Annotated in this window: 16 protein-coding genes, 1 riboswitch and 1 other annotated feature; of the genes, 11 read left to right on the top strand and 5 right to left on the bottom strand. The window is 48.3% G+C overall.

The window, feature by feature from the left end; all coding sequences use genetic code 11:
* Positions 1–57: 57 nt before the first annotated feature.
* Genes MJB10_RS21110 through MJB10_RS21100 form a run of 3 tightly spaced genes read left to right on the top strand, consistent with a single transcriptional unit; the run spans position 58 to position 3,787 of the window.
* Complete coding sequence (locus MJB10_RS21110) at positions 58–1,371, top strand: carbohydrate ABC transporter permease (protein ID WP_314798039.1); 1,314 nt, start codon at positions 58–60, stop codon at positions 1,369–1,371.
* Positions 1,368–2,219: a sugar ABC transporter permease gene (locus tag MJB10_RS21105; RefSeq protein ID WP_314798036.1), complete on the top strand. Its 852-nt coding sequence runs from the start codon at positions 1,368–1,370 to the stop codon at positions 2,217–2,219. Before MJB10_RS21110 ends, MJB10_RS21105 begins: the two co-directional genes overlap by 4 nt.
* Positions 2,216–3,787, top strand: a complete 1,572-nt coding sequence (locus MJB10_RS21100; RefSeq protein WP_314798033.1) for an alpha-amylase family glycosyl hydrolase — start codon at positions 2,216–2,218, stop codon at positions 3,785–3,787. Before MJB10_RS21105 ends, MJB10_RS21100 begins: the two co-directional genes overlap by 4 nt.
* A gap of 664 nt (positions 3,788–4,451) precedes the next feature.
* Here MJB10_RS21100 and MJB10_RS21095 read toward each other — a convergent pair.
* The gene (locus tag MJB10_RS21095) at positions 4,452–6,203 is read right to left on the bottom strand and encodes an alpha-glycosidase (protein ID WP_314805803.1); all 1,752 of its coding nucleotides are present in this window, start codon (positions 6,201–6,203) and stop codon (positions 4,452–4,454) included.
* Positions 6,204–6,453: 250 nt separating this feature from the next.
* On the opposite strand from MJB10_RS21095, the gene MJB10_RS21090 reads away from it, so the two are divergent.
* The 5 genes from MJB10_RS21090 (at position 6,454) to MJB10_RS21070 (ending at position 11,918) form a co-directional block, all read left to right on the top strand.
* Positions 6,454–6,681 (top strand): DUF7667 family protein, encoded by a 228-nt coding sequence (locus MJB10_RS21090; protein WP_314798030.1) that lies wholly within the window; start codon positions 6,454–6,456, stop codon positions 6,679–6,681.
* Positions 6,682–6,764: 83 nt separating this feature from the next.
* Complete coding sequence (locus MJB10_RS21085; RefSeq protein WP_314798027.1) at positions 6,765–9,965, top strand: glycosyltransferase family 39 protein; 3,201 nt, start codon at positions 6,765–6,767, stop codon at positions 9,963–9,965.
* Positions 9,966–10,135: 170 nt separating this feature from the next.
* Positions 10,136–10,678 (top strand): NADPH-dependent FMN reductase, encoded by a 543-nt coding sequence (gene ssuE / locus MJB10_RS21080; protein WP_314798025.1) that lies wholly within the window; start codon positions 10,136–10,138, stop codon positions 10,676–10,678.
* A gap of 132 nt (positions 10,679–10,810) precedes the next feature.
* A complete protein-coding gene (locus tag MJB10_RS21075; RefSeq protein ID WP_314798022.1) occupies positions 10,811–11,686 on the top strand; it encodes a 5'-3' exonuclease in 876 nt (291 codons plus the stop codon).
* Positions 11,687–11,720: 34 nt separating this feature from the next.
* The gene (locus MJB10_RS21070) at positions 11,721–11,918 is read left to right on the top strand and encodes a hypothetical protein (protein WP_314798021.1); all 198 of its coding nucleotides are present in this window, start codon (positions 11,721–11,723) and stop codon (positions 11,916–11,918) included.
* Between the two features lie 108 nt (positions 11,919–12,026).
* Here MJB10_RS21070 and MJB10_RS21065 read toward each other — a convergent pair whose 3' ends face one another.
* Positions 12,027–12,872, bottom strand: a complete 846-nt coding sequence (locus tag MJB10_RS21065) for an AraC family transcriptional regulator (RefSeq protein WP_314798018.1) — start codon at positions 12,870–12,872, stop codon at positions 12,027–12,029.
* Positions 12,873–13,046: 174 nt separating this feature from the next.
* Here MJB10_RS21065 and MJB10_RS21060 point away from each other — a divergent pair, with 174 nt between their 5' ends.
* Positions 13,047–14,531: a tagaturonate epimerase family protein gene (locus tag MJB10_RS21060; RefSeq protein WP_314798015.1), complete on the top strand. Its 1,485-nt coding sequence runs from the start codon at positions 13,047–13,049 to the stop codon at positions 14,529–14,531.
* Between the two features lie 85 nt (positions 14,532–14,616).
* Here the strand turns inward: MJB10_RS21060 and MJB10_RS21055 are convergent, their stop codons facing one another.
* Together MJB10_RS21055 and MJB10_RS21050 are read right to left on the bottom strand one after the other, a co-directional pair.
* Positions 14,617–14,931, bottom strand: a complete 315-nt coding sequence (locus MJB10_RS21055) for a hypothetical protein (RefSeq protein WP_397386549.1) — start codon at positions 14,929–14,931, stop codon at positions 14,617–14,619.
* 52 nt (positions 14,932–14,983) lie between these two features.
* Entirely contained in the window at positions 14,984–15,277 is a 294-nt protein-coding gene (locus MJB10_RS21050; RefSeq protein WP_314798012.1) for a DUF3055 domain-containing protein, read from the bottom strand.
* Between the two features lie 201 nt (positions 15,278–15,478).
* Here MJB10_RS21050 and MJB10_RS21045 point away from each other — a divergent pair, with 201 nt between their 5' ends.
* Entirely contained in the window at positions 15,479–16,495 is a 1,017-nt protein-coding gene (locus MJB10_RS21045; protein ID WP_314798010.1) for an HRDC domain-containing protein, read from the top strand.
* A 66-nt stretch (positions 16,496–16,561) separates the two neighbouring features.
* Positions 16,562–16,820 (top strand) — a binding site (T-box leader).
* A 55-nt stretch (positions 16,821–16,875) separates the two neighbouring features.
* Entirely contained in the window at positions 16,876–18,135 is a 1,260-nt protein-coding gene (tyrS, locus tag MJB10_RS21040) for a tyrosine--tRNA ligase (RefSeq protein ID WP_314798008.1), read from the top strand.
* A 110-nt stretch (positions 18,136–18,245) separates the two neighbouring features.
* Here the strand turns inward: tyrS and corA are convergent, their stop codons facing one another.
* Positions 18,246–19,181 (bottom strand): magnesium/cobalt transporter CorA, encoded by a 936-nt coding sequence (gene corA, locus MJB10_RS21035; RefSeq protein ID WP_314798006.1) that lies wholly within the window; start codon positions 19,179–19,181, stop codon positions 18,246–18,248.
* 376 nt (positions 19,182–19,557) lie between these two features.
* A riboswitch (SAM riboswitch) is annotated at positions 19,558–19,686 on the top strand.
* The last annotated feature ends 47 nt before the right edge of the window (positions 19,687–19,733 follow it).

The raw sequence follows: 19,733 nt of genomic DNA, 5'->3' as shown, positions 1-19,733 counted from the left end.
CCGTCGAGGAATCGGCGGGTGATTCCATTCATAGATAGGGAAGGAGCTGGGGGAGAAATGAATGCTCACCGCCAGGTTGCCGCGGTATTGTCTGTACTTAGTTTCGGCCTTGGACAACTGTACAATCGCCAGTATATGAAAGGCTTGATCTTGCTGCTTGTTGAAGTAGTGGGACTGTCCTATTTTATTAATAACCTGAGTCATGCGATTTGGGGGCTTGTCACGCTAGGCAAAACACCAACGCATTTTGAAACGATCAACGGTGTTGCCACAACAGTGAAAGGGGATCATTCCATCTTCCTGATGTTAGGCGGATTGATTACGCTGCTGCTGTTATTTTTATTTGTGGCTGCTTATGTAATGAACATTAAGGACGCTTACCGTACAGGCAAGAAACGGGAGGAAGGGCACAAGCCTGCAAACATTGTAGAATCCGTCCGTTATGTCATGGATAAGCGTTTTCCTGAGATTTTTCTTTCCATCCCGATTCTAGGTGTATTGTTCGTGACCATTCTTCCAATTATTTTCACTATGTTGATTGCGTTCACGAATTATTCAGGTCCTGATAATCTGCCTCCGGCAAAAGTGTTGAAATGGGTTGGCTTCCGTACGTTTCATGACTTGATCATGTTCAAAACATGGAGCTATACGTTTTTCCACATTTTGGGATGGACGATCGTCTGGGCGGTTGTTGCAACGTTCACGACGTATATGGGCGGCGTCTTAGTAGCTTTACTCGTGAATCAAAAAGGCATTCGCCTTAAAGGCATGTGGAGAACGATTTTCATCATTCCGTATGCGATTCCACAGTTAGTTTCCCTGCTCGTTATGAAAAATATGTTTAATGGTCAATTCGGACCAATTAATCAGTACTTAGGCTATTTCGGTTTAGGCAAGCTGCCTTGGCTGACAGATCCAACGATGGCGAAGATTACCGTTATTATTGTCAACATGTGGGTCGGTATTCCTGTCTCCATGATTCTCATCATGGGTGTTTTAACGGCGATTCCTAAGGATCTGTATGAAGCGGCAGAAGTGGACGGAGCCTCCGCCTTTATGAAATTCAGACTAATCACGATGCCGTTCATTCTATTCACGACAGCGCCATTACTCATCATTCAGTTTGCAGGTAACATCAACAACTTTAACGTTATTTTCTTATTGACCAAAGGTGATCCGGTAAACGGTAAATTCCAATACGGCGGCAGCACAGATTTGCTAGTAACATGGCTGTATAAGCTGACTTTAGATCAACAGAAGTACAACATCGCAGCAGCCGTTGGGATTATTATCTTCATTATGATTGCTTCGCTATCCATCTGGAGCTATCGTAAGACGCGCTCATTCAAAGAGGAGGATATGATCCAATGAGTACAACATCACGCAAAAAATCTAAACTCACATTGGGGCTGTTTCTCAGCTATGTGCTCCTTGTTATTATTGCCATTTGCTGCATCTATCCAGCTCTGTGGGTCGTTCTTGCGTCCTTCCGTCCAGGTGCTGCACTATATAGTCCGACTTTAATTCCGAAAAGTTTAACTCTCGATCACTATCATGAGCTCCTAACGTCTACGCGTTTTAAATTTACAACCTGGTACTGGAATACGCTGAAAATCGCAACCTTAACGATGGTATTCTCCACCATCCTAACGACACTAAGCGGATATTCCTTATCGAGATTCCGTTTCAGAAGCAGAAAAACGATCATGACCGGCGTGCTCATCCTGAGTATGTTCCCGACGTTTATGAGCTTAACGGCTTTCTATGTCTTATTGCTCCAGCTTAAATTATTCGATAACATTTATGCGCTTGTCGCGATTTATTCAGCAGCCGGTTTGCTGCAAGCTTTCGTGGTGAAAGGTTTCTTCGACACAATCCCGCGGAGCTTAGAAGAATCGGCACGCATAGATGGTGCATCGAACCTGCAAATTTTCGCCAGAATCATGCTGCCGCTTTCCAAACCGATGCTGACGTATGTCGCTTTAATGTCGTTTACGGGCGCATGGGTCGATTTCATTTTAGCCAAAGTCGTGCTGCGTTCCAAAGATCATTGGTCGGTTGCAGTCGGATTGTTCGACTTAGTCGATAAGGAGCAGAACAGTAACTTTGCCCTTTTCGCCACAGGGTCCGTCTTAATCGCCTTGCCGATTACGATTTTATTCGTCTTCTTGCAACGCTTCCTTGTAGATGGATTGACGGCTGGGGCGTCCAAAGGATGAGAGGGATCGCAAAGAGAAGTCGTATTGGGCTGTTAACGCTTGCCTGTGTGATGCTGATCGTGGGATGCTCCAAGGACATGACGAAAGAACCTTCGAACGGTAATCACGGGGTCTTTTATGAGATTTTTGTTCGTTCGTTTCAAGATTCGAATGGGGATGGCATCGGTGACCTGAATGGGGTAACGGCGAAGCTCGATTATCTCAAGGATCTAGGGATCAAAGGTATTTGGCTGACGCCGATTATGACTTCTCCTAGCTATCATGGTTATGATGTCTCGAATTATTATGAGATTAATCCACAGTTTGGTACGATAGCTGATTTTCAAGCCTTGACGCAAGAGGCGCATAAGCGCGGGATCGAGGTTATTATGGACTTGGTCGTGAATCACTCGAGCTCAGAGAATCCTTGGTTTGTTGAGTCGTCCAAAGATAAAAACAGTCCTTATCGCAATTGGTATACGTGGGCTGAGGATCAAGGCCGTCCTGCAACAGGTCAAAGCGCCGCTGGCGACAAGGCATGGCATATGAAGAATGGCAATCATTATCTCGGTATTTTCTCGGAAAGCATGCCGGATTTGAACTTCGACAATCCTGACGTACGGAAGGAAATCATTAAGGTCGGTCAATTCTGGCTGCAAAAGGGAGCGGATGGCTTCCGATTGGATGCGGCCAAGCATGTCTATGAAGATTTCACGGACTCCAAGAAAGATCCTAAAACCTCACAGAAAAACGTTGCCTGGTGGAAAGAATTCCGCGCAGGGCTGCAAGAAGTGAACAAGGATGCCTATCTGGTCGGTGAAATTTGGGATAGTATTGCCGTTATCGCGCCGTATTTGGACCATGCGCTGAATTCAGGGTTTAACTTCGATCTTGCGAAAACCTTGATTAGTTCCGCGAACACGGAAACAGCAGGCAACATCGCATTTACGCTGGAACGCACCTACGGCTTGTATGAGAAAAGCTCTGGCGGGAATTTCATCGATGCACCGTTCCTGTCTAATCATGATCAGACACGAGTGATGAGTGCGCTTCAAGGTAATGTGGATCATGCGAAAATGGCGGCAGCCCTGCTGCTCACCATGCCAGGTAACCCGTTCCTCTATTATGGCGAGGAAATCGGCATGCTCGGCATGAAGCCAGACGAGTACCTGCGTGAGCCGATGGTTTGGAAGGCTGCTGGCGGTGCGGGTCAAACGACCTGGGAAGCGCCGCGCTACAACAAAGAAGGTGCGCCGAATGTAGAGGCGCAGCTCAAGGATGCGAATTCGCTGCTGAACCACTACAAGAAGCTCATTCAATGGCGCAACGAAGAACCTGCTCTGCAGGGTGGCAAGATTAGTGAATATAAGACGAGCAACACGCACATCGCGGCATATGTCCGAGGCGAAGGCAAAGATAGCTTGCTCGTTGTTCATAATCTTTCGGGACAGGAGCAAGTGCTGGATCTGAGCGAGGATAACGTGAATACAGGGTACACAAAAGTGAAACTGTCTACGAGTAAAGGAAACAAGCTGGATGGCGGTAAGCTCGTGGTTCCTGCTTATTCGAGCTTGATAGTGAAGAAGTGAATAATGAAGCGACAATGAGTGGACATTGATGAGATACCCCCTTTGTCGCGTCTGATACGCGATGGAGGGGGAGGGATAGACGGTTTTTCCGTCTATCTTCACACGAATGGCCGGCAATTTGCATGGGATAGACGGTTTTTTCGTCTATCTCACACGAATGGCCGGCAATTTGCATGGGATAGACGGTTTTTCCGTCTATCTTCACACGAATGGCCGGCATTTTGCATGAGATAGACGGTTTTTCCGTCTATCTTCACACGAATGGCCGGCAATTTGCATGGGATAGACGGTTTTTCCGTCTATCTCACACGAATGGCCGGCATTTTGCATGGGATAGACGGTTTTTCCGTCTATCTCACACGAATGGCCGGCATTTTGCATGGGATAGACGGTTTTTCCGTCTATCTTCACACGAATGGCCGGCAATTTGCATGGGATAGACGGTTTTTTCGTCTATCTTCACACGAATGGCCGGCAATTTGCATGGGATAGACGGTTTTTCCGTCTATCTTCACACGAATGGCCGGCAATTTGCATGAGATAGACGGTTTTTCCGTCTATCTTCACACGAATGACCGGCGATTTGTACGAGATAGACGGTTTTTCCGTCTATCTCGACCCAAATGGCTTAAATGTCCCGGCGCAATACTTGCAACAGTTGCCGCTACTCCGCGCGCAGCACCGCGTAGCCGTACGCGGGCAGCCGCAGCCGCAGGTGCCCGCCGCTCGCCTCCGGCGCGGCGTCGCCCCCGAGCGCGTCGCGCCAGCGGCGCTCGCCCAAGCCCTTGACGCTCAGCTGCGCCGAGCGTCGGCTGGCGTTCACGAAGATGAGCAGATGCTCACCATCTTCGTGAACGCGCTCCAGCACAAGCCGCGCATCGCCCGGCTTGGCGTGCAAGAAGCGCAGCGCGCCTGTGCGCAGCGCCTTACTGCCCTGCCGCAGGGCAATGAGCCCGCGGTAAAACGCAAACAGGTCGCGGTCCTGCAAGGACGCGTCCCACTCCATACAGCGGCGGCAATCGGGATCCCCGCCGCCGCTCAGACCGATCTCGTCGCCGTAGTATATACACGGCGTCCCTGGGAACGTGAACTGAAGCAGCGTGGCCAGCTTCATGCGACGCTTATCCTCGCCGCACTGCGTCAGCAGGCGAGGCGTGTCATGGCTGCCTAACAAGTTGAAGGCAGCCTCATTCGCTTGCTGCGGATAGCTGGCAAGCTGCGAACCGACGGCATTCGCGAAGCCGTAGCCGTCCAGCTTCCCGTTAGCGGCGAAGTCGAGCACAGCGGTCGTGAACGGATAGTTCATCACGGCGTCGAACTGGTCGCCTTGCAGCCACATCATCGAATCGTGCCAAATTTCGCCCAGAATATAAGCATCTGGATTAATGCCCTTCACCTTATCGTGGAACAGGCGCCAGAAGCGATGGTCAACCTCGTTCGCCACATCGAGGCGCCAGCCGTCGATGCCAATCTCTTTGACCCAGAATTCAGCGACATCGAGCAGATATGCTTTCACGTCTTCATTCTCGGTATTCAGCTTTGGCATGATCGGCTCGAAGGCGAACGTCTCATACGTGGGGATGCCGTCTTCAATGCGGAGCGGCCATTCCTTCACATGGAACCAATCGGCATACGGGGAGTCGGCACCTTTTTCCATAACATCAACAAAAGGAGCGAAGCTGTGCCCGCAATGGTTGAAGACGGCATCAAGCACAACACGAATACCGCGGGCATGGCAGGCATCAACGAGCTCTTTCAACGTCTCATTCGTGCCGAATTGGGGATCGACAAGCTTATAATCCCGCGTGTCATACTTATGATTCGTCGTTGCCGCGAACACAGGTGTGAAATAGATCGCCGTAATGCCGAGCTCCGATAAATGATCGAGGTGCTGCATGACACCAGGCAAATCCCCGCCAAAAAAGTTCGTCGGCGTAGGCTTACCGCCCCAAGCTTCGACCTCCGCGGGATCCAGGCTAGGATCGCCATTCGCAAAGCGCTCAGGGAATATTTGATAAAACACAGCATCCTTCACCCAAGATGGCGGTTTGAGAATATCCGCAGGATTGAGGAAGGGATACTCGAACATGCCGTCAGAAGTTTTCGGCTCTTGCGGATGGAAGCCTTGCTCTGTCAGCCAGAGCGTTTCCTTGCCGGATTGCAGCTTGAAGCCATATCGCAAGCGGCGATAGGGCGGTTGAATGGCCGCCTCCCAATAATCAAATAAGGCATCGCTTGTAAGAATCCGCATCTCGATATACGATGAGGTCCGCTCCCAAGCATATTTATCCCCTGCGTAGACAAACATCTTGCTAACATTATTCCGCTTGGTGCGGATGCGGACATGGACTGTTTTGTCATCGTAGGCGTAAGACCAATTCAATTTGGGCCGGTGGTAGACTGCTTCAATAACCATTGACATGAGAATGACCTCTCTCTTTGTAGGTGTTGACAACGCAAAAAACAGGTACTTACCTCCATTCGAAAATTCGAATCCGAGGTTGTACCTGTTAGGTAGCATTGCCTTTAATTTAGTTTAATTATAGGTGTATTCCAAAATAATTTCAATGTTTCCCATCATAAGCTGCCTCATCTAGTTTTGAGTGCAATTACATTGTCCATACTAGGAATGGAAGCGACTTCACCGAGCAGGAGGCAGACGAACCATGTTAGCCGTTCATCAACGTATGGCGGAGTTATGGACAATACGCAGAGCCCGCGAGCTGACACAAGTTGAGCAAGATGAGTTAATGCTTTGCATGGAAGCTAACGCGACCTATGTGTGGAATCGGTTAAAGCTTGAAAATTTATCTCTCTGCGCCTCCCTGACAGGGGATTACGACTGGTTGCATGACATTTGCGAGCGTATCGAAAAGCTTGAGCCCAAGCACTGACCTAAGCGTCGGTGCTTTTTTCCTTTTCTGGACGGGTGTGGACAGGTATAATAAGGAATAGTTCATAGCTAAGGAGATGTCGCATGGCAAGCTGGTTCAAGCAGAGGGGCATAGCTCCACCTACATGGTTACTACTCGGTTTCATGTTGCTGATCGCCTTCATACTTCGACTTTTTTTGGCCCCGATGTGGGTGGGGTACGATACGGACGTACGAACGTTCATGGCTTGGTCGGATCGTGCCTATACGGTAGGATTAAGTGACCTTTATACGAATGCGAAAGACTATTTCCTAGATTATCCGCCCGGTTATATGTATGTCTTATACATCGTGGGCTTCCTGCACCATAAGCTGTCGATTCCTTGGGAGAGCGGGGCTTCGCTCCTGATTCTGAAGCTGCCAGCCATTCTGGCGGACCTAGTAACGTCTTATCTGGTATTCCGAATTGCGAACCATCGACAGGAAGGCGGCCGTTCGTGGAAGGTCGCGCTTATTTTGGCTGCGCTGTTCGCTTTTAACCCTGCGATTTGGTTGAATTCCGCGGTTTGGGGTCAGGTGGATTCATTCTTCATGCTTTTCATTGTGGCAACCCTGCTGATGCAGATGAAGGGAAAGCTGCCGCAAGCGGCGTTTTTCATCGCGCTAGCCTTACTGTTGAAGCCGCAGGCGTTGTTGTTTGGCATTTTCCTATTAATCGATGTCATCCGTAGACGAGATCTCATGGTCTGGTTGTTAAGCGTATTGACGGGGATCGCGACGATGCTAGTGTTAGCTCTTCCTTTTGCCATAAACAGGGGCTATCAGTGGTTGATTGAGCTCTATGGAGGAACGCTAGCCTCCTATCCGTACGGTTCATTGAATGCGTTTAATGGGATCGCTTTACTGGGCGGCAATTTCATAGATATACATAACACGGTACTGCATATTTCTTACCAAACAATCGGATATATAGGAATGGGGCTTGCCATCTTCTACACTTGCTTTCTTTATACGGTGGGGAAAGAACGGCGCGGAGTGGTTCTGTACATCTCATTCTTATTTATTACGGCCGTCTTTATGTGTATGACCAAAATGCACGAGCGTTACTTGCACTACGGCCTGTTACTTGCCTTAGTTAGCTTTATTTATATCAAGGATCGGCGGATTCTGTGGCTGTTTATCGGCTTCAGTATCACCCATGCGATTAATATTGCAGATGTGCTGAAACGCAGTTTTCATCAGGACTATCACATTCCCCGTTATGATCCGCTCATGCTGACGGTTTCGGCCATCAATGTTATGATGTTTATCTATGCTTGTATATTGGGATGGAGGCTTTTTGTGAAATGGGATCAAGAAGGGGCCCTGGAGGAAGCGGTATCCTCTGTTGCAGCTACGACAGAGACGGTAACCAAATCACCAGCGGATGAACCCGAAACAACAAGAAATGTGAGGGAAACCTCGCAATGGAAAGCGATTTTTAATGGGAAAGAAGACGCGATCGAACAAAGCCGAAGAGGCCGTTTCTTTTCGAAAAAAGATATGATTTACTTAGGCGCACTTATGCTTGTTTATACGATAATCGCCTTATTCCACCTTGGTGGTCACAAGGCGCCGACGACTTTTTGGAAGCCGACGAATGCAGGAGAGGCGGTCATTGCTGATCTTGGAGCAACACATCAAATCACACGTATTAATAGTTTCGCAGGTGTCGGGGAAGGCGCATATTCCTACTGGTTCTCGCAGGATGGCGAGCAGTGGCAGGATGCGACAGGTGTGAAATCGGACCATACGAAAGTATTTACGTGGCATACTGTTGAGGCCAATAAATCAGCGCGATATGTGAAAATTGTCATCGATACGCAAGAAAATGCGGCCTTGCATCTGCATGAAATCGGTATTTTCGGTGATGGCGGTACGGCGCCTCTGCCTATCGCAAGTGTCAAGGAACAAGAGATCAATGCCTCGGATGAGGGGACAACGTCCCATTTATTCGACGAACCTGAGGTTGTTCCATATACGCCAACATATATGAATGGTACCTATTTCGATGAAATTTATCATGCAAGAACAGCTTATGAGCATCTGCATCAGATCGAGCCTTATGAGAGCACGCATCCGCCGCTTGGTAAAATCTTGATTTCCCTCGGAATTTACGTGTTCGGTTTGAACCCGTTTGGCTGGCGGATTGTGGGCACGCTATTCGGTGTTGGCATGATCCCGATCATGTATGTATTCGCGAAGCGGATGTTTGGCCGTTCCGAATATGCCTTCATCGCAGCGTTCTTATTCACCTTTGATTTTATGCATTTTGCCCAGACGCGAATTTCTACGATTGATGTGTATGGTGTGTTTTTCATCATGCTGATGTTCTATTTCATGTATCGCTATACGACCTTGAGCTTCTTCCGAGAGAAGCTTTGGACGACCCTGATTCCCTTGGGGCTCTCGGGTTTGTTCTTCGGGATCGGTGCCGCTTCCAAATGGATCGTCATTTATGGCGGCGCAGGGCTGGCGGTGCTCCTGTTTATCACCTTGTGGGAGCGATATCGCGAGTATGATTTTGCCAAGAAATGGCTCAGGGAAAGCGAACGACTAACCGAGGCGGAAACGTCGAAGCTGCAGCTAGTTCGCAAACGATTCCTGCCAAGCACGCTGCTCACCTTGCTCTGGTGCATCTTGATGTTCGTCATCATCCCTTTAGGTGTTTACACGCTATCCTATATCCCATTCATGATGGTGCCAGGTCCAGGCCACGGATTGAAGGATGTCGTCACTTACCAGGTTCACATGTATAAATATCACAAAGATTTAGTTGCAACGCATCCGTTCTCTTCACCTTGGTGGGAATGGCCGATGATGCTGCGCCCGATCTGGTACTACCAAGCGAAGCTAATGCCGGCAGGCATGCTGTCGAGCATCGTGTCCTTCGGCAATCCGCTCGTGTGGTGGCCGGGCTTCATCGCGGTGTTGATGTCCTTCTACATTGCGGTTAAACGCAAGAACAAAGTGTTGCGGATGCTATTAATCGCATACTGTTCGCAATACTTACCGTGGATTCTCGTACCGAGATTGACGTTCATTTATCACTATTTTGCCATGGTACCCTTCTTAGTCCTGATCTTGACCTACTACATCAAAGACTACTTAGAGCAAGGTCCGCTGCACAAAAGAAGATGGGTTTTCGGCTACTTGATCGCCGTTGTCGTGCTATTTGCCCTCTTCTATCCGATCCTTTCGGGCATGATCATTCCCTCTCGCTATTCCTTCTTTCTGAGATGGCTGCCGGGTTGGAACTTCTTTTAGGCTAGACGATTGACGATCATCCAAGACCATGGTAAGATAATTCCAAGTTAAATACTATGAATTAAAATTTACGTCGACCGAACAGCAGGAGACTCCCACTTTGTATCGAACCAAGGTGTGGAGTTTTTTTTTCTGACTATCGGATACTATCAATTGGAGAGTGAATTGTCATGGCCAAAGTTGTCATCATTTCAGGAAGTCCAACCCCTACCTCCCGTATACATGGCGTCATCGACATTGCCAAGGACCAGCTGCAGCAAGCAGGCTTAGAGGTCGAGTGGATTAAAGTGCGCGATATTCCCGCGGAGGACTTACTCTATGCGAAATTCGATAGCGAAGCGATTGTCAAAGCGAATCAGCAAGTGGCTGCGGCAGATGCAGTATTCGTTGCAACACCTGTCTACAAAGCTTCCTATACTGGCGTATTGAAAGCTTTCTTGGACTTGCTTCCGCAAAAAGGCTTGCAGCGCAAAATCGTACTTCCCCTCGCTGTAGGCGGAACGCTCTCCCATTTGCTCGCGATTGACTATGCACTCAAGCCCGTACTGTCTGCACTTGGTGCGCAGAACATTCTGCAAGGCGTTTATGTGCTAGATAAACAAGTGACATGGGGAGATCAAGGACAAGCGATATTGGATGATGAAATCTCCGCGCGCTTGGAGGAATCCGTCTCCGAATTCATACAGGAAATTAACTGGCATACTAGCCGCTAATAGGATGAAAGAGCCCGTCATTGGTAACTTTTACTGATGGCGGGTTTTTGCGTGTCTGGAGGATAGCTCCCGTGCTATACTACTACTATTGGTTTTACTATTCATAGACTGATCGTAATGGGAGAGATTAATATGTCACAACATTCATCTGAATCTGTGCTGCTTGTCGACGGCATGGCTTTATTATTTCGCGGTTATTATGCAACTTCATCCAGCGGCTATATTATTCGAAGTGAAAAAGGGGTGCCAGTAAACGGCGTATACGGTTTCCTCAAATATTTACTCGATGCGATTGCGACCTTCAAGCCGACTCACGTGGTGTGTTGTTGGGATATGGGCAGCAAGACGTTCCGAACCGAGAAATTCGAAGCGTACAAAGCGAATCGCGGACCAGCACCAGAGGAATTAATCCCACAATTTGACCTGGTCAAAGAAGTGACAGCTAGCTTCAACATTCCCAATGTCGGTGTAGTTGGCTATGAAGCAGATGATTGCATCGGGACATTGGCTCGTACATACAGCCCAGCAACCAAAGTGCAGATTCTGACTGGGGATCATGATATGCTCCAGCTTGTTAATGAGAACACGGAAGTCATTATTATGAAAAAAGGGCAATCCAACTACATGGTGTATACGCTCGAAACACTAATGGAGGAGAAAAGCTTGACCCCTTCTCAGATCATTGATCTGAAGGGATTAACGGGGGATACGGCAGATAACTACCCAGGTGTCAAAGGCATAGGCGAGAAAACGGCCGTGAAACTGTTGAATGAGTACCAGAACATTGCGGGCATCCTTGAGAACTTAGCAGCGCTTCCCAAAGGAGTGAGAGCCAAGATCGAGGCGGAGCTGGAGATGCTGCATTTATCACTTGATCTAGCGACGATTCGCTTGGATGCGCCAGTGGCGTGTGCGTTGGAAGAAAGCGAATGGGCGATGGATCGGGAGAAAGTGTTGAATAAATTCGAGGAAATTGCTTATAAAGGATTTATCAAATTGATCAGTTAACACAAATGAGAAGGACGTTGCCCGGTTGCGGGCGATGTCCTTTTTAGAGAAAACGTGGACATGGAATGACATGGATGCATTGGCAACCAAAGCGAAGGCTGCTGGTAAAATGATTGGCGGGTTCCGAGATGATGTGTTCTCCCCTTACTACTTGCGTACAGTTGCTCAGAAAATGTATAACGCTGAAGGGACAGCGCTAGGGTACACCGACGATAAGCTGTTTGTTCAATGATATTGAAGCAAACAAAATCATTAAAGGCGAGCGCGGCGGCGAATGCGATTTTGGCGAAAAATAGTAAGTAATGCGAAGAGGGGACCAAACATCGGTCCTCTTTTTTGGTTATGTGGCTCTCGACTGGCGGTATCGAAGCGGCGTCACCTTCGCCATTTGACGGAACACGCGCCCGAACTGCACGAGTGAGCCGAACCCAACTTGCTCTGCGATCACGATCACTTTCAGCCTCGTCGTTGCCAGCAACCGCTGAGCTTCTTGAACACGAACGAGATTCACATACTCCACCAGCGAGAAGCCAGTAATCTCCTTAAACATCCGGCTCAAATAAGCTGGACTGATTTCGAATTGCTCAGCTAGCTCTTCCAAGCGAACTGTTTCCGCAAAATGCGCATTAATATGGCGAACGATCGTAGAAATTTTGCGATGCAGCGGAGAGACGTGGTCGGGCGATGTGACAGGGTGCATCCGAACGAAGCGGGCGGTAAAGAGCAGTAGCTCGATCAAATAGTGGCGCATGGCGAAGTTTTGACCGAGTAAGGAATCGCTGGCCTCCTGCGTCATTTTACCCAGTATATCTTCGACAATTCGCCTAGTCGGCAAGTCGAGTCGAAGCACAGGTGAGCCATGCTGGAACGCATTCAGTAGGAAAGGCGCTTCAACAAGCGCAGCTTCAACGAAGCTGTCTGCGAAATTCATAACCACACGCGCGTGACCGAGCTTGTCCGAATCCGAAGTGGCATGAAGCTCACGCCGATTGATAAGCACCAAGTCACCAGGAAGGATGAGATACGAACGATCGCGGATGAAATACATCCGTTCTCCTTCGTACAAATAATAGAGCTCATACATCTCATGCATATGCTGTGTTCGCTCGAACGAGCCAGAACGATGAATATGCTGGATGTAAAAGGGCCCTTCATCCTCATCGCCGAAGGTAACGGTGCGTGACATGTCATCATCTCCTTTTCTGAAAAGTAGGTAATTGCAGTATAACATGATTTTAGTGAAAAATATGAATAGTTTTAAAGGAAAATAAGAATAGATGATGAGAAAATTCTCTTTACTTGCGATAAAATGTAGCTATGGAAAGATAGCAAACGCTTGCAAAAATAGGAGGAAATCGACATGATCGAATTAATAGAAGCTGTACGTACGGGGAACATTCGTGAGCTCAATTCAAATGTGGTGAAAGTGTACGAGACATCGCTTACACAAGTGGGAGACACAACGCTTCTAATGGTCCGTACGACCGAAGGTAAACGTCTACTCGTATCGGGAACTGGCGAGCTGTTTGATCAATTACAAGGCGAGATCGTGGCAGGGGTTAAAATAGCACGGCTTTCGCACGCGAATCGTCTCGTCATTAATCATTTCTTGCCGTATACAGCCCCGCAAGCCTTTGGTACACAAGTGGCAACAATGGGCTTAGGGGATCGCCTTGGCATTGCCAGCCCAGGTCATATCCAAACGCTTCGCGGTAAAGATATTCGCCCGGTGCTTGCACAGCAAAGTATCCGTGAGCTTGCCTTGACTGGCCGCACATATGAGGATGTGCTGGATGCCGCAGCCTATGCGGTTCTGCAAGAAGGCTACAAGGATGGCTATGGCGCTGACGGCGACCATTTGAAGAAAGAAGCTGACATTGAGTATGCACTCCGTCTAGGCTTCACGATGTTGACATTGGATTGCTCAGAGAATATCGACAACACGATTGAATCTTTGTCCACGGCAGAAATTGCTGCGAAATATGCGGAATTGCCAGCTAGCCTGCGCAGTTATTATGAGGAGCGCTATCTGCAAACAGCGCCCAATGTACCAGGAGCTACGCTTGCCTATACGGCAGAAGCGCTGCAGAAAGATGTCTTGATTTATGATGCGGCGATTAATTTCATGGAAGCGATCTTCCGCCGCTATATCGCGACGCTTGATCGTGCGGTTGATTTTGAAATTTCGATTGATGAAACAGCGACGCCTACGTCGCCAGAAGCTCACTATTTGGTAGCAAATGAGCTTCGTGAACGTGGTGTTACGATTTTCAGCATGGCGCCGCGATTCTGCGGTGAGTTCCAAAAAGGGATCGATTATATCGGCGACATCGCCCAATTTGAGCGTGAATTAGCGAGCCATGCGGCGATTGCGGTACATTTTGAATATAAGCTAAGCATTCACTCCGGCAGTGATAAATTCAGCGTGTTCCCGTTAATCGGGCAATATACGAATGGCCTCTTCCATATCAAAACAGCAGGAACGAACTGGCTTGAAGCGGTGCGTGTAATTGCAAAGGTAAACCCATCGCTCTACCGTCGTATGCACCAATTTGCACTGGATCATTTCGTCGAAGCTACGGCGTATTACCACGTCACAACCGACATCAACGCGATCGTGCCGCTTGCTGAAGTGACAGATTCACAACTGCCTGACTACATGGAAGAAAACAATGCCCGTCAACTGCTGCACATTACGTACGGCTTGCTTCTCCAAGCGAAAAATGCCGACGGCAGCGCCATGTTTGCAGATGATTTCTTCCAAACGATGGCTGATCAAGAGGATGCGTTTGCAGAAGGACTTCGTCATCATATTGGCAGACACTTAACATTGCTTGGCAAGTAATTGAACGCGCAGCACCTTGCGCCACGACTAATAAAAAACGACCCAGACGCCAGCTTCACTGGTGTTTGGGTCATTTTCTTTTGAATCAAGACAAATCTTCGTGAGTCTCTTGCTGTGCATCATCGGCACCTGGATAGTCCCGTGTAATGCCCGCATGCAGTTCGCGGTTTTCGTAGGAAAAGCGATTGGGCGAGCGCTGATCTTCTCTCCAAGGTGTGCTTTTGCCAAGTGATTCTGTCAACATACTCGTGCCATAGGGACCTTCGGGAAATTCTTCAGGAATCAGGTCATTCCGCTGAGATTCCACCGTTTTCAGGTCTGCGTAGGCAGCACGGCGATCTTCTGAGAGGAAGCCTAATCCCTCTACATAGTCATTCATGACTGACTTCTTCTGACGCATGGATAAGCCTCCTTTACAGGTGATGCTTTTTCCAGTGTCCCCCGCGGTCTGCTTAAATATCCGTGAAATGGATAGATCCGATAATTTGTGATAAGAACTCATTCAGCTCTTGGGCTTGTTCCTCATCCAGTTTAAACACGTACTCCAAATAGCCTTCTTCCGCCAAATCGTCTGGTCCAATAACAGCGCTGCGGCCCGATTGCAATTCTATAACCAGTTTCTTGCCGTAATACCGGGTAGTAGTCATAATCGCAAGGTCAAAACGATGCAAAGCTTTCCCAACGAAACAGACAAATCGTGTTGTGGTTTCTTCTTGATGGTCATATAAAAAGTCAAAATCAGACATAAGGGCCCTCCATCCTCTTTCTCGTATGACAACATTATAACCGATAAAGGTCCGTGGGCAAAACGGTATTGCGCCTATCTGACAAACATGGTATGATTTGGATATTAGAAAAAGGAAGCACCTTTTCTGTCCAAGTGGCAGAAGGGGTGCTTTTTCGTTTTTCTGAAACTAATTTCGATAATCGTCTGGAGGAATGAAAAGATGAACATTGTATTTCTGAACACGTTAGAGAGACATGTAGGGGATCGGGGGACTTCTCAGTCTGCGCAAGTTTCCATTGCTGAAGAGCAGGGAATTTGGAGCGTACATTGGGCCGCGCCTGATGAGCAGGGCCAGCAACAGCAAGATATTTGGTACCAAGGGATCTCCTGGGACGAGATGCTGTATGCGTTCCGTCTTGGCTTGCGGGAGAAGGTTCGCAGCGGCTTCAGCCCCTTAGTCCATACGGATTTGGAACCTGCTCATGGTCTTACAGGCAAAGCCAAAATGACACAAATGCTGACGTATTACTGCGAAGAAAATCCGAACGAAGAGATGTACGAATCCCTTCGCACATGGCGCCGCGAGCAAGCGGTCCGTGAGAAGAAGGCGCCTTACATCCTCGCGACGAACCGCGTGCTGCGCATGATCTCCGTTTTTCTCCCGCAAAGTAAGGAAGAATTGCTGCAAATCCCTGGCTTTGGCGAGCAGAAAACCGCGCTCTATGCGGACGATATTCTCAAGTTGATCGGTGAGTGCATACGAACGAACGGGTTTCCATTGGATTGGGTGGCAAGCTATGTCGATCCAATGAAATTCGATGGCTGGCTGCTTGCCCAGAAGGAGCAAAAGCTGCGCATGGAGCTTGACCGTGAGGTCAGCAAGCGAAAGCTGCTTGAAATCGTTGCTGGCGGCGGCAGCTTGGCGGATCTTCAAGCCCAGCTCACGATGCCGCGCAGAGAGTTGCTCCTGTGGGTCGAGGAGCTGGATCGCGAAGGATATGACATGGATCCGCTTGTGGAAGCGGAGCTTACTGCAATCCCAGAGGAAGAGCAGATCAAAGCATGGAACTCCTATGAATCGGAAGGAGATCGTTACTTGAAGCCTGTTCTCAAAAGCCTAACGGGAACCGAAGAGCTGAAAGGCAAGGAGCTGGATCGCGCGTATGAATGGCTTCGCCTGCTTCGCCTTCGCTTCCGTAGAGAGAAGGAAAAGTTTACGTCGCAAGCAGCGAGCTAAATGCATTGACAAAGCTCCTAAGATTATGTTTAAATATTCAAAATAATCAAATATTTAAACGCGATGACGAACACGGGCGATAGCCCAAAGTAGGAAAGTAGCCGCTGCAACAGAGAGTCGGTGGACGGTGCAAACCGATGCATGCTTCATTTCCGAATTACAGTTCTGAGTTGGTGAGGGGAACGTGCTTCTTGAAGCATCAGTAGTCTACACCCGGCAATGATTTGCCGTTAAATTTCTAAGTGAAAGAGCAGCTGCCTGCCTATGGCGTGCAAGCGACTCTTTAATTAGGGTGGTACCGCGAGACAACCTTCTCGTCCCTTTGTGGACGTGGAGGTTGTCTTTTTTGTTTTCTACTAAGAATCGAGCGGAGGGATCATATGAGTTCATGGGAGAAGTTAACCGAAGAGCAGCAACACCAAGTGGAGCATCAGCTCCAAATTCTCAAACGAGGCGCAGCAGACATTGTACCAGAAGAAGCGCTCAAGTTGAAAATTATCAAGTCTGTTGTGACGGGGAAGCCGTTAAAAGTCAAATTAGGCTTGGATCCATCAGCGCCTGACATCCACATCGGGCATACCGTCGTCCTGCAAAAGCTCCGCCAGTTCCAAGATCTGGGCCACGAGGTCCAGTTGATCATCGGTGATTTCACAGGCCGGATCGGCGACCCGACGGGGAAATCCGAGACGCGCAAGCAGCTTTCAGAGGAGGATGTGAAGCGCAACGCACAAACCTACCAAACCCAATTGTCCAAAGTTCTGGACATTACGAAGACAACTTTTTACTACAATTCATCCTGGCTCGGGGAGCTAAAGTTTGATGACGTCCTACGTCTGGCTGGCAAGATGACCGTAGCGCGAATGCTGGAACGGGATGATTTTGCGAAGCGCTATGCGGCGAATCAGGCCATTCATGTGCACGAGTTTTTCTACCCGCTGATGCAGGGCTATGACTCGGTTTCGTTAGAGAGCGATATCGAATTAGGCGGAACCGATCAGACGTTTAACATTTTGATGGGGCGCACGCTCCAAGGCGCTTATGAGATAAAAGAGGGACAAGTTGCGATCTTGATGCCGCTTCTTGAGGGGCTGGACGGCGCTCAGAAAATGAGCAAAAGCCTGCGCAATTACATCGGTATCAATGAGTCCCCAAATGAGATGTTTGGCAAAACCATGTCCATTCCAGACACGCTCACCCTCAAATATTTTGAATTGACGACTGTGCTGTCATTTGAACAAATCGAGGAGATGCGCCAAGGCTTGGCAGCGTGTACGATTCATCCCCGAGATGCGAAGCTGAACCTGGCCAAAACGTATGTAGCCATGTACCATGGCGAGCAAGTGGCCGAGGAAGCTGTGCAGCATTTCCTTACGGTTTTCCAAAAGGGCGCGCTGCCAGAAGAAATTGAAGAAGTAAGCCTGAGCCGCAACGACTTGGATGCGGAGCGCATTGGGCTTATTAAGCTGCTCGTTCAGCTAGGACTTCAGGCCTCGAACGGTGAAGCAAGACGGAGTATAGAGCAAGGTGCCGTAAGATTCAATGAAGTGAAAATCACGGATATTACTGTGCAAATCACACCGCAGGATGGAGACATCCTTCAAGTCGGCAAGCGTAAATTTGTCAAAATTAAGCTCACGTAATGTAAAAGCGCCCATGAGCGTCCCATTTCGGGAATCTCAGAAGCTCAAACACAAAAAAAGGGTGACTTCCTGCTCAGTCTCCTGCGCAGAAAAATCACCCATCGAAAGGCTCACAACCATTCTTTCTTGCGGAAAAGCACATACATGGCAATACCGAGCACACCCATGAAGGCCAGCACAATTTCGTCGCCATGCGCTACATGCAGGCCGAGAATGTTATCGAAATTCATCCCGAATACCCCCGTGATGAAGGTCAGCGGCATGAAGATCGTCGTCAATGCCGTAAACACACGCATGATATCATTCGCGCGGTTCGCTAGGCTCGACTGATAAGCCTCTCGTAAGTTCCCCATGAGATCGCGGAGCGTATCAAATGTATCTACGATTTTGACGGCATTCTCATAAATGTCGCCGAAATATTTCTGAAGCTGATGATCAATCAGCCGCAGTTCTTTTTTGCCGAGCGTGCCGATCACATCGCGTTGCGGAACGAGCACTTTTTTCAACCATAAGATCTCTGAACGAAGTCCAATAATCTCATTCAAATGTGTCTTTTTCGTCGCCATCAGAATATCTTCTTCCAGCTTCTCGATCTTGGCTTCAATTCGGTCACCGACAGCCACATAGTTATCGACAACAAGATCGACCAAATGATAAAGGAAACGGTCGGCGCTATTGACTTCTTCCTCCCAAAGGAAGGGCTTGAGCGCACGAAGCTCGTTGATTTTCTGGCGAGTAACAGTAATTATGACATGTTTACTTAGGAATAAATTAAGTGCGCGTAAGAAAATTTCTTCATCATCGAATCGAATGCTATTAATAACGATAAAATAATGCGAGTCATAAAATTCAATCTTAGGACGCTGTTCTTCCTCACTTAGACAGTCTTCAACAGCCAAATCATGCAAATGGAAGAGAGGTTGAAGTAATTCCAAATCCTCGATTCCCGCATCAATCCAGTAGAAGCCTTGGCTAGGCGGTGTAAGCGCAGCGGTCACATCGTCAACTAGCGTGAAAATACCATTTTGAACCAACCGTGTTTTCATCTGCCCACCCCTTAGAATGGAATCAGCCGGTTGGTCATCTAGAAGAGCAAAGCTCAGGATGAGGGAATAACCGACTGCATTCCTACAGTTTGAAATTGTTTGTTTAATTTGCAGGTGCTACTCCTCGGTTCTCCGTCCAAGCGTATGCCCTCCTTTTCCGTCCGTGTCGAATACTTGTCTAGTATACCCGTTCATAACCTAATGTTTCAAGCCAAAAAGTTTGGTGAAACAAGGGGAATTCTAGTCTAAATAACATATGGGATTGAAGCTAGGTCGGTGATTAAAAATTTATGGCATAGGTGACAACGGTTTCTACATGGGATATTGACTTTGGTCAAAATTATAGTATGATAGTGCTAATCACATACGTTACATTTTCTTATCAAGAGTAGGTGGAGGGACTAGCCCTATGACACCCGGCAACCGACAAGCCTTTGGAAACAAAGGGGAGCACGGTGCTAATTCTTGCGGAAACGCTGCGAACAGCGAATCTGGGAGATAAGAGAAGGACATTGACTTTGATTTTCCATGGCCTTTCTCTGATTCCAGAGT

Source organism: Paenibacillus sp. MBLB1832, assembly GCF_032271945.1.
Classification (GTDB): domain Bacteria; phylum Bacillota; class Bacilli; order Paenibacillales; family NBRC-103111; genus Paenibacillus_E; species Paenibacillus_E roseopurpureus.
Note: the sequence above shows the minus strand (reverse complement) of the source record. Positions and strands in the feature narration are given on the sequence as shown.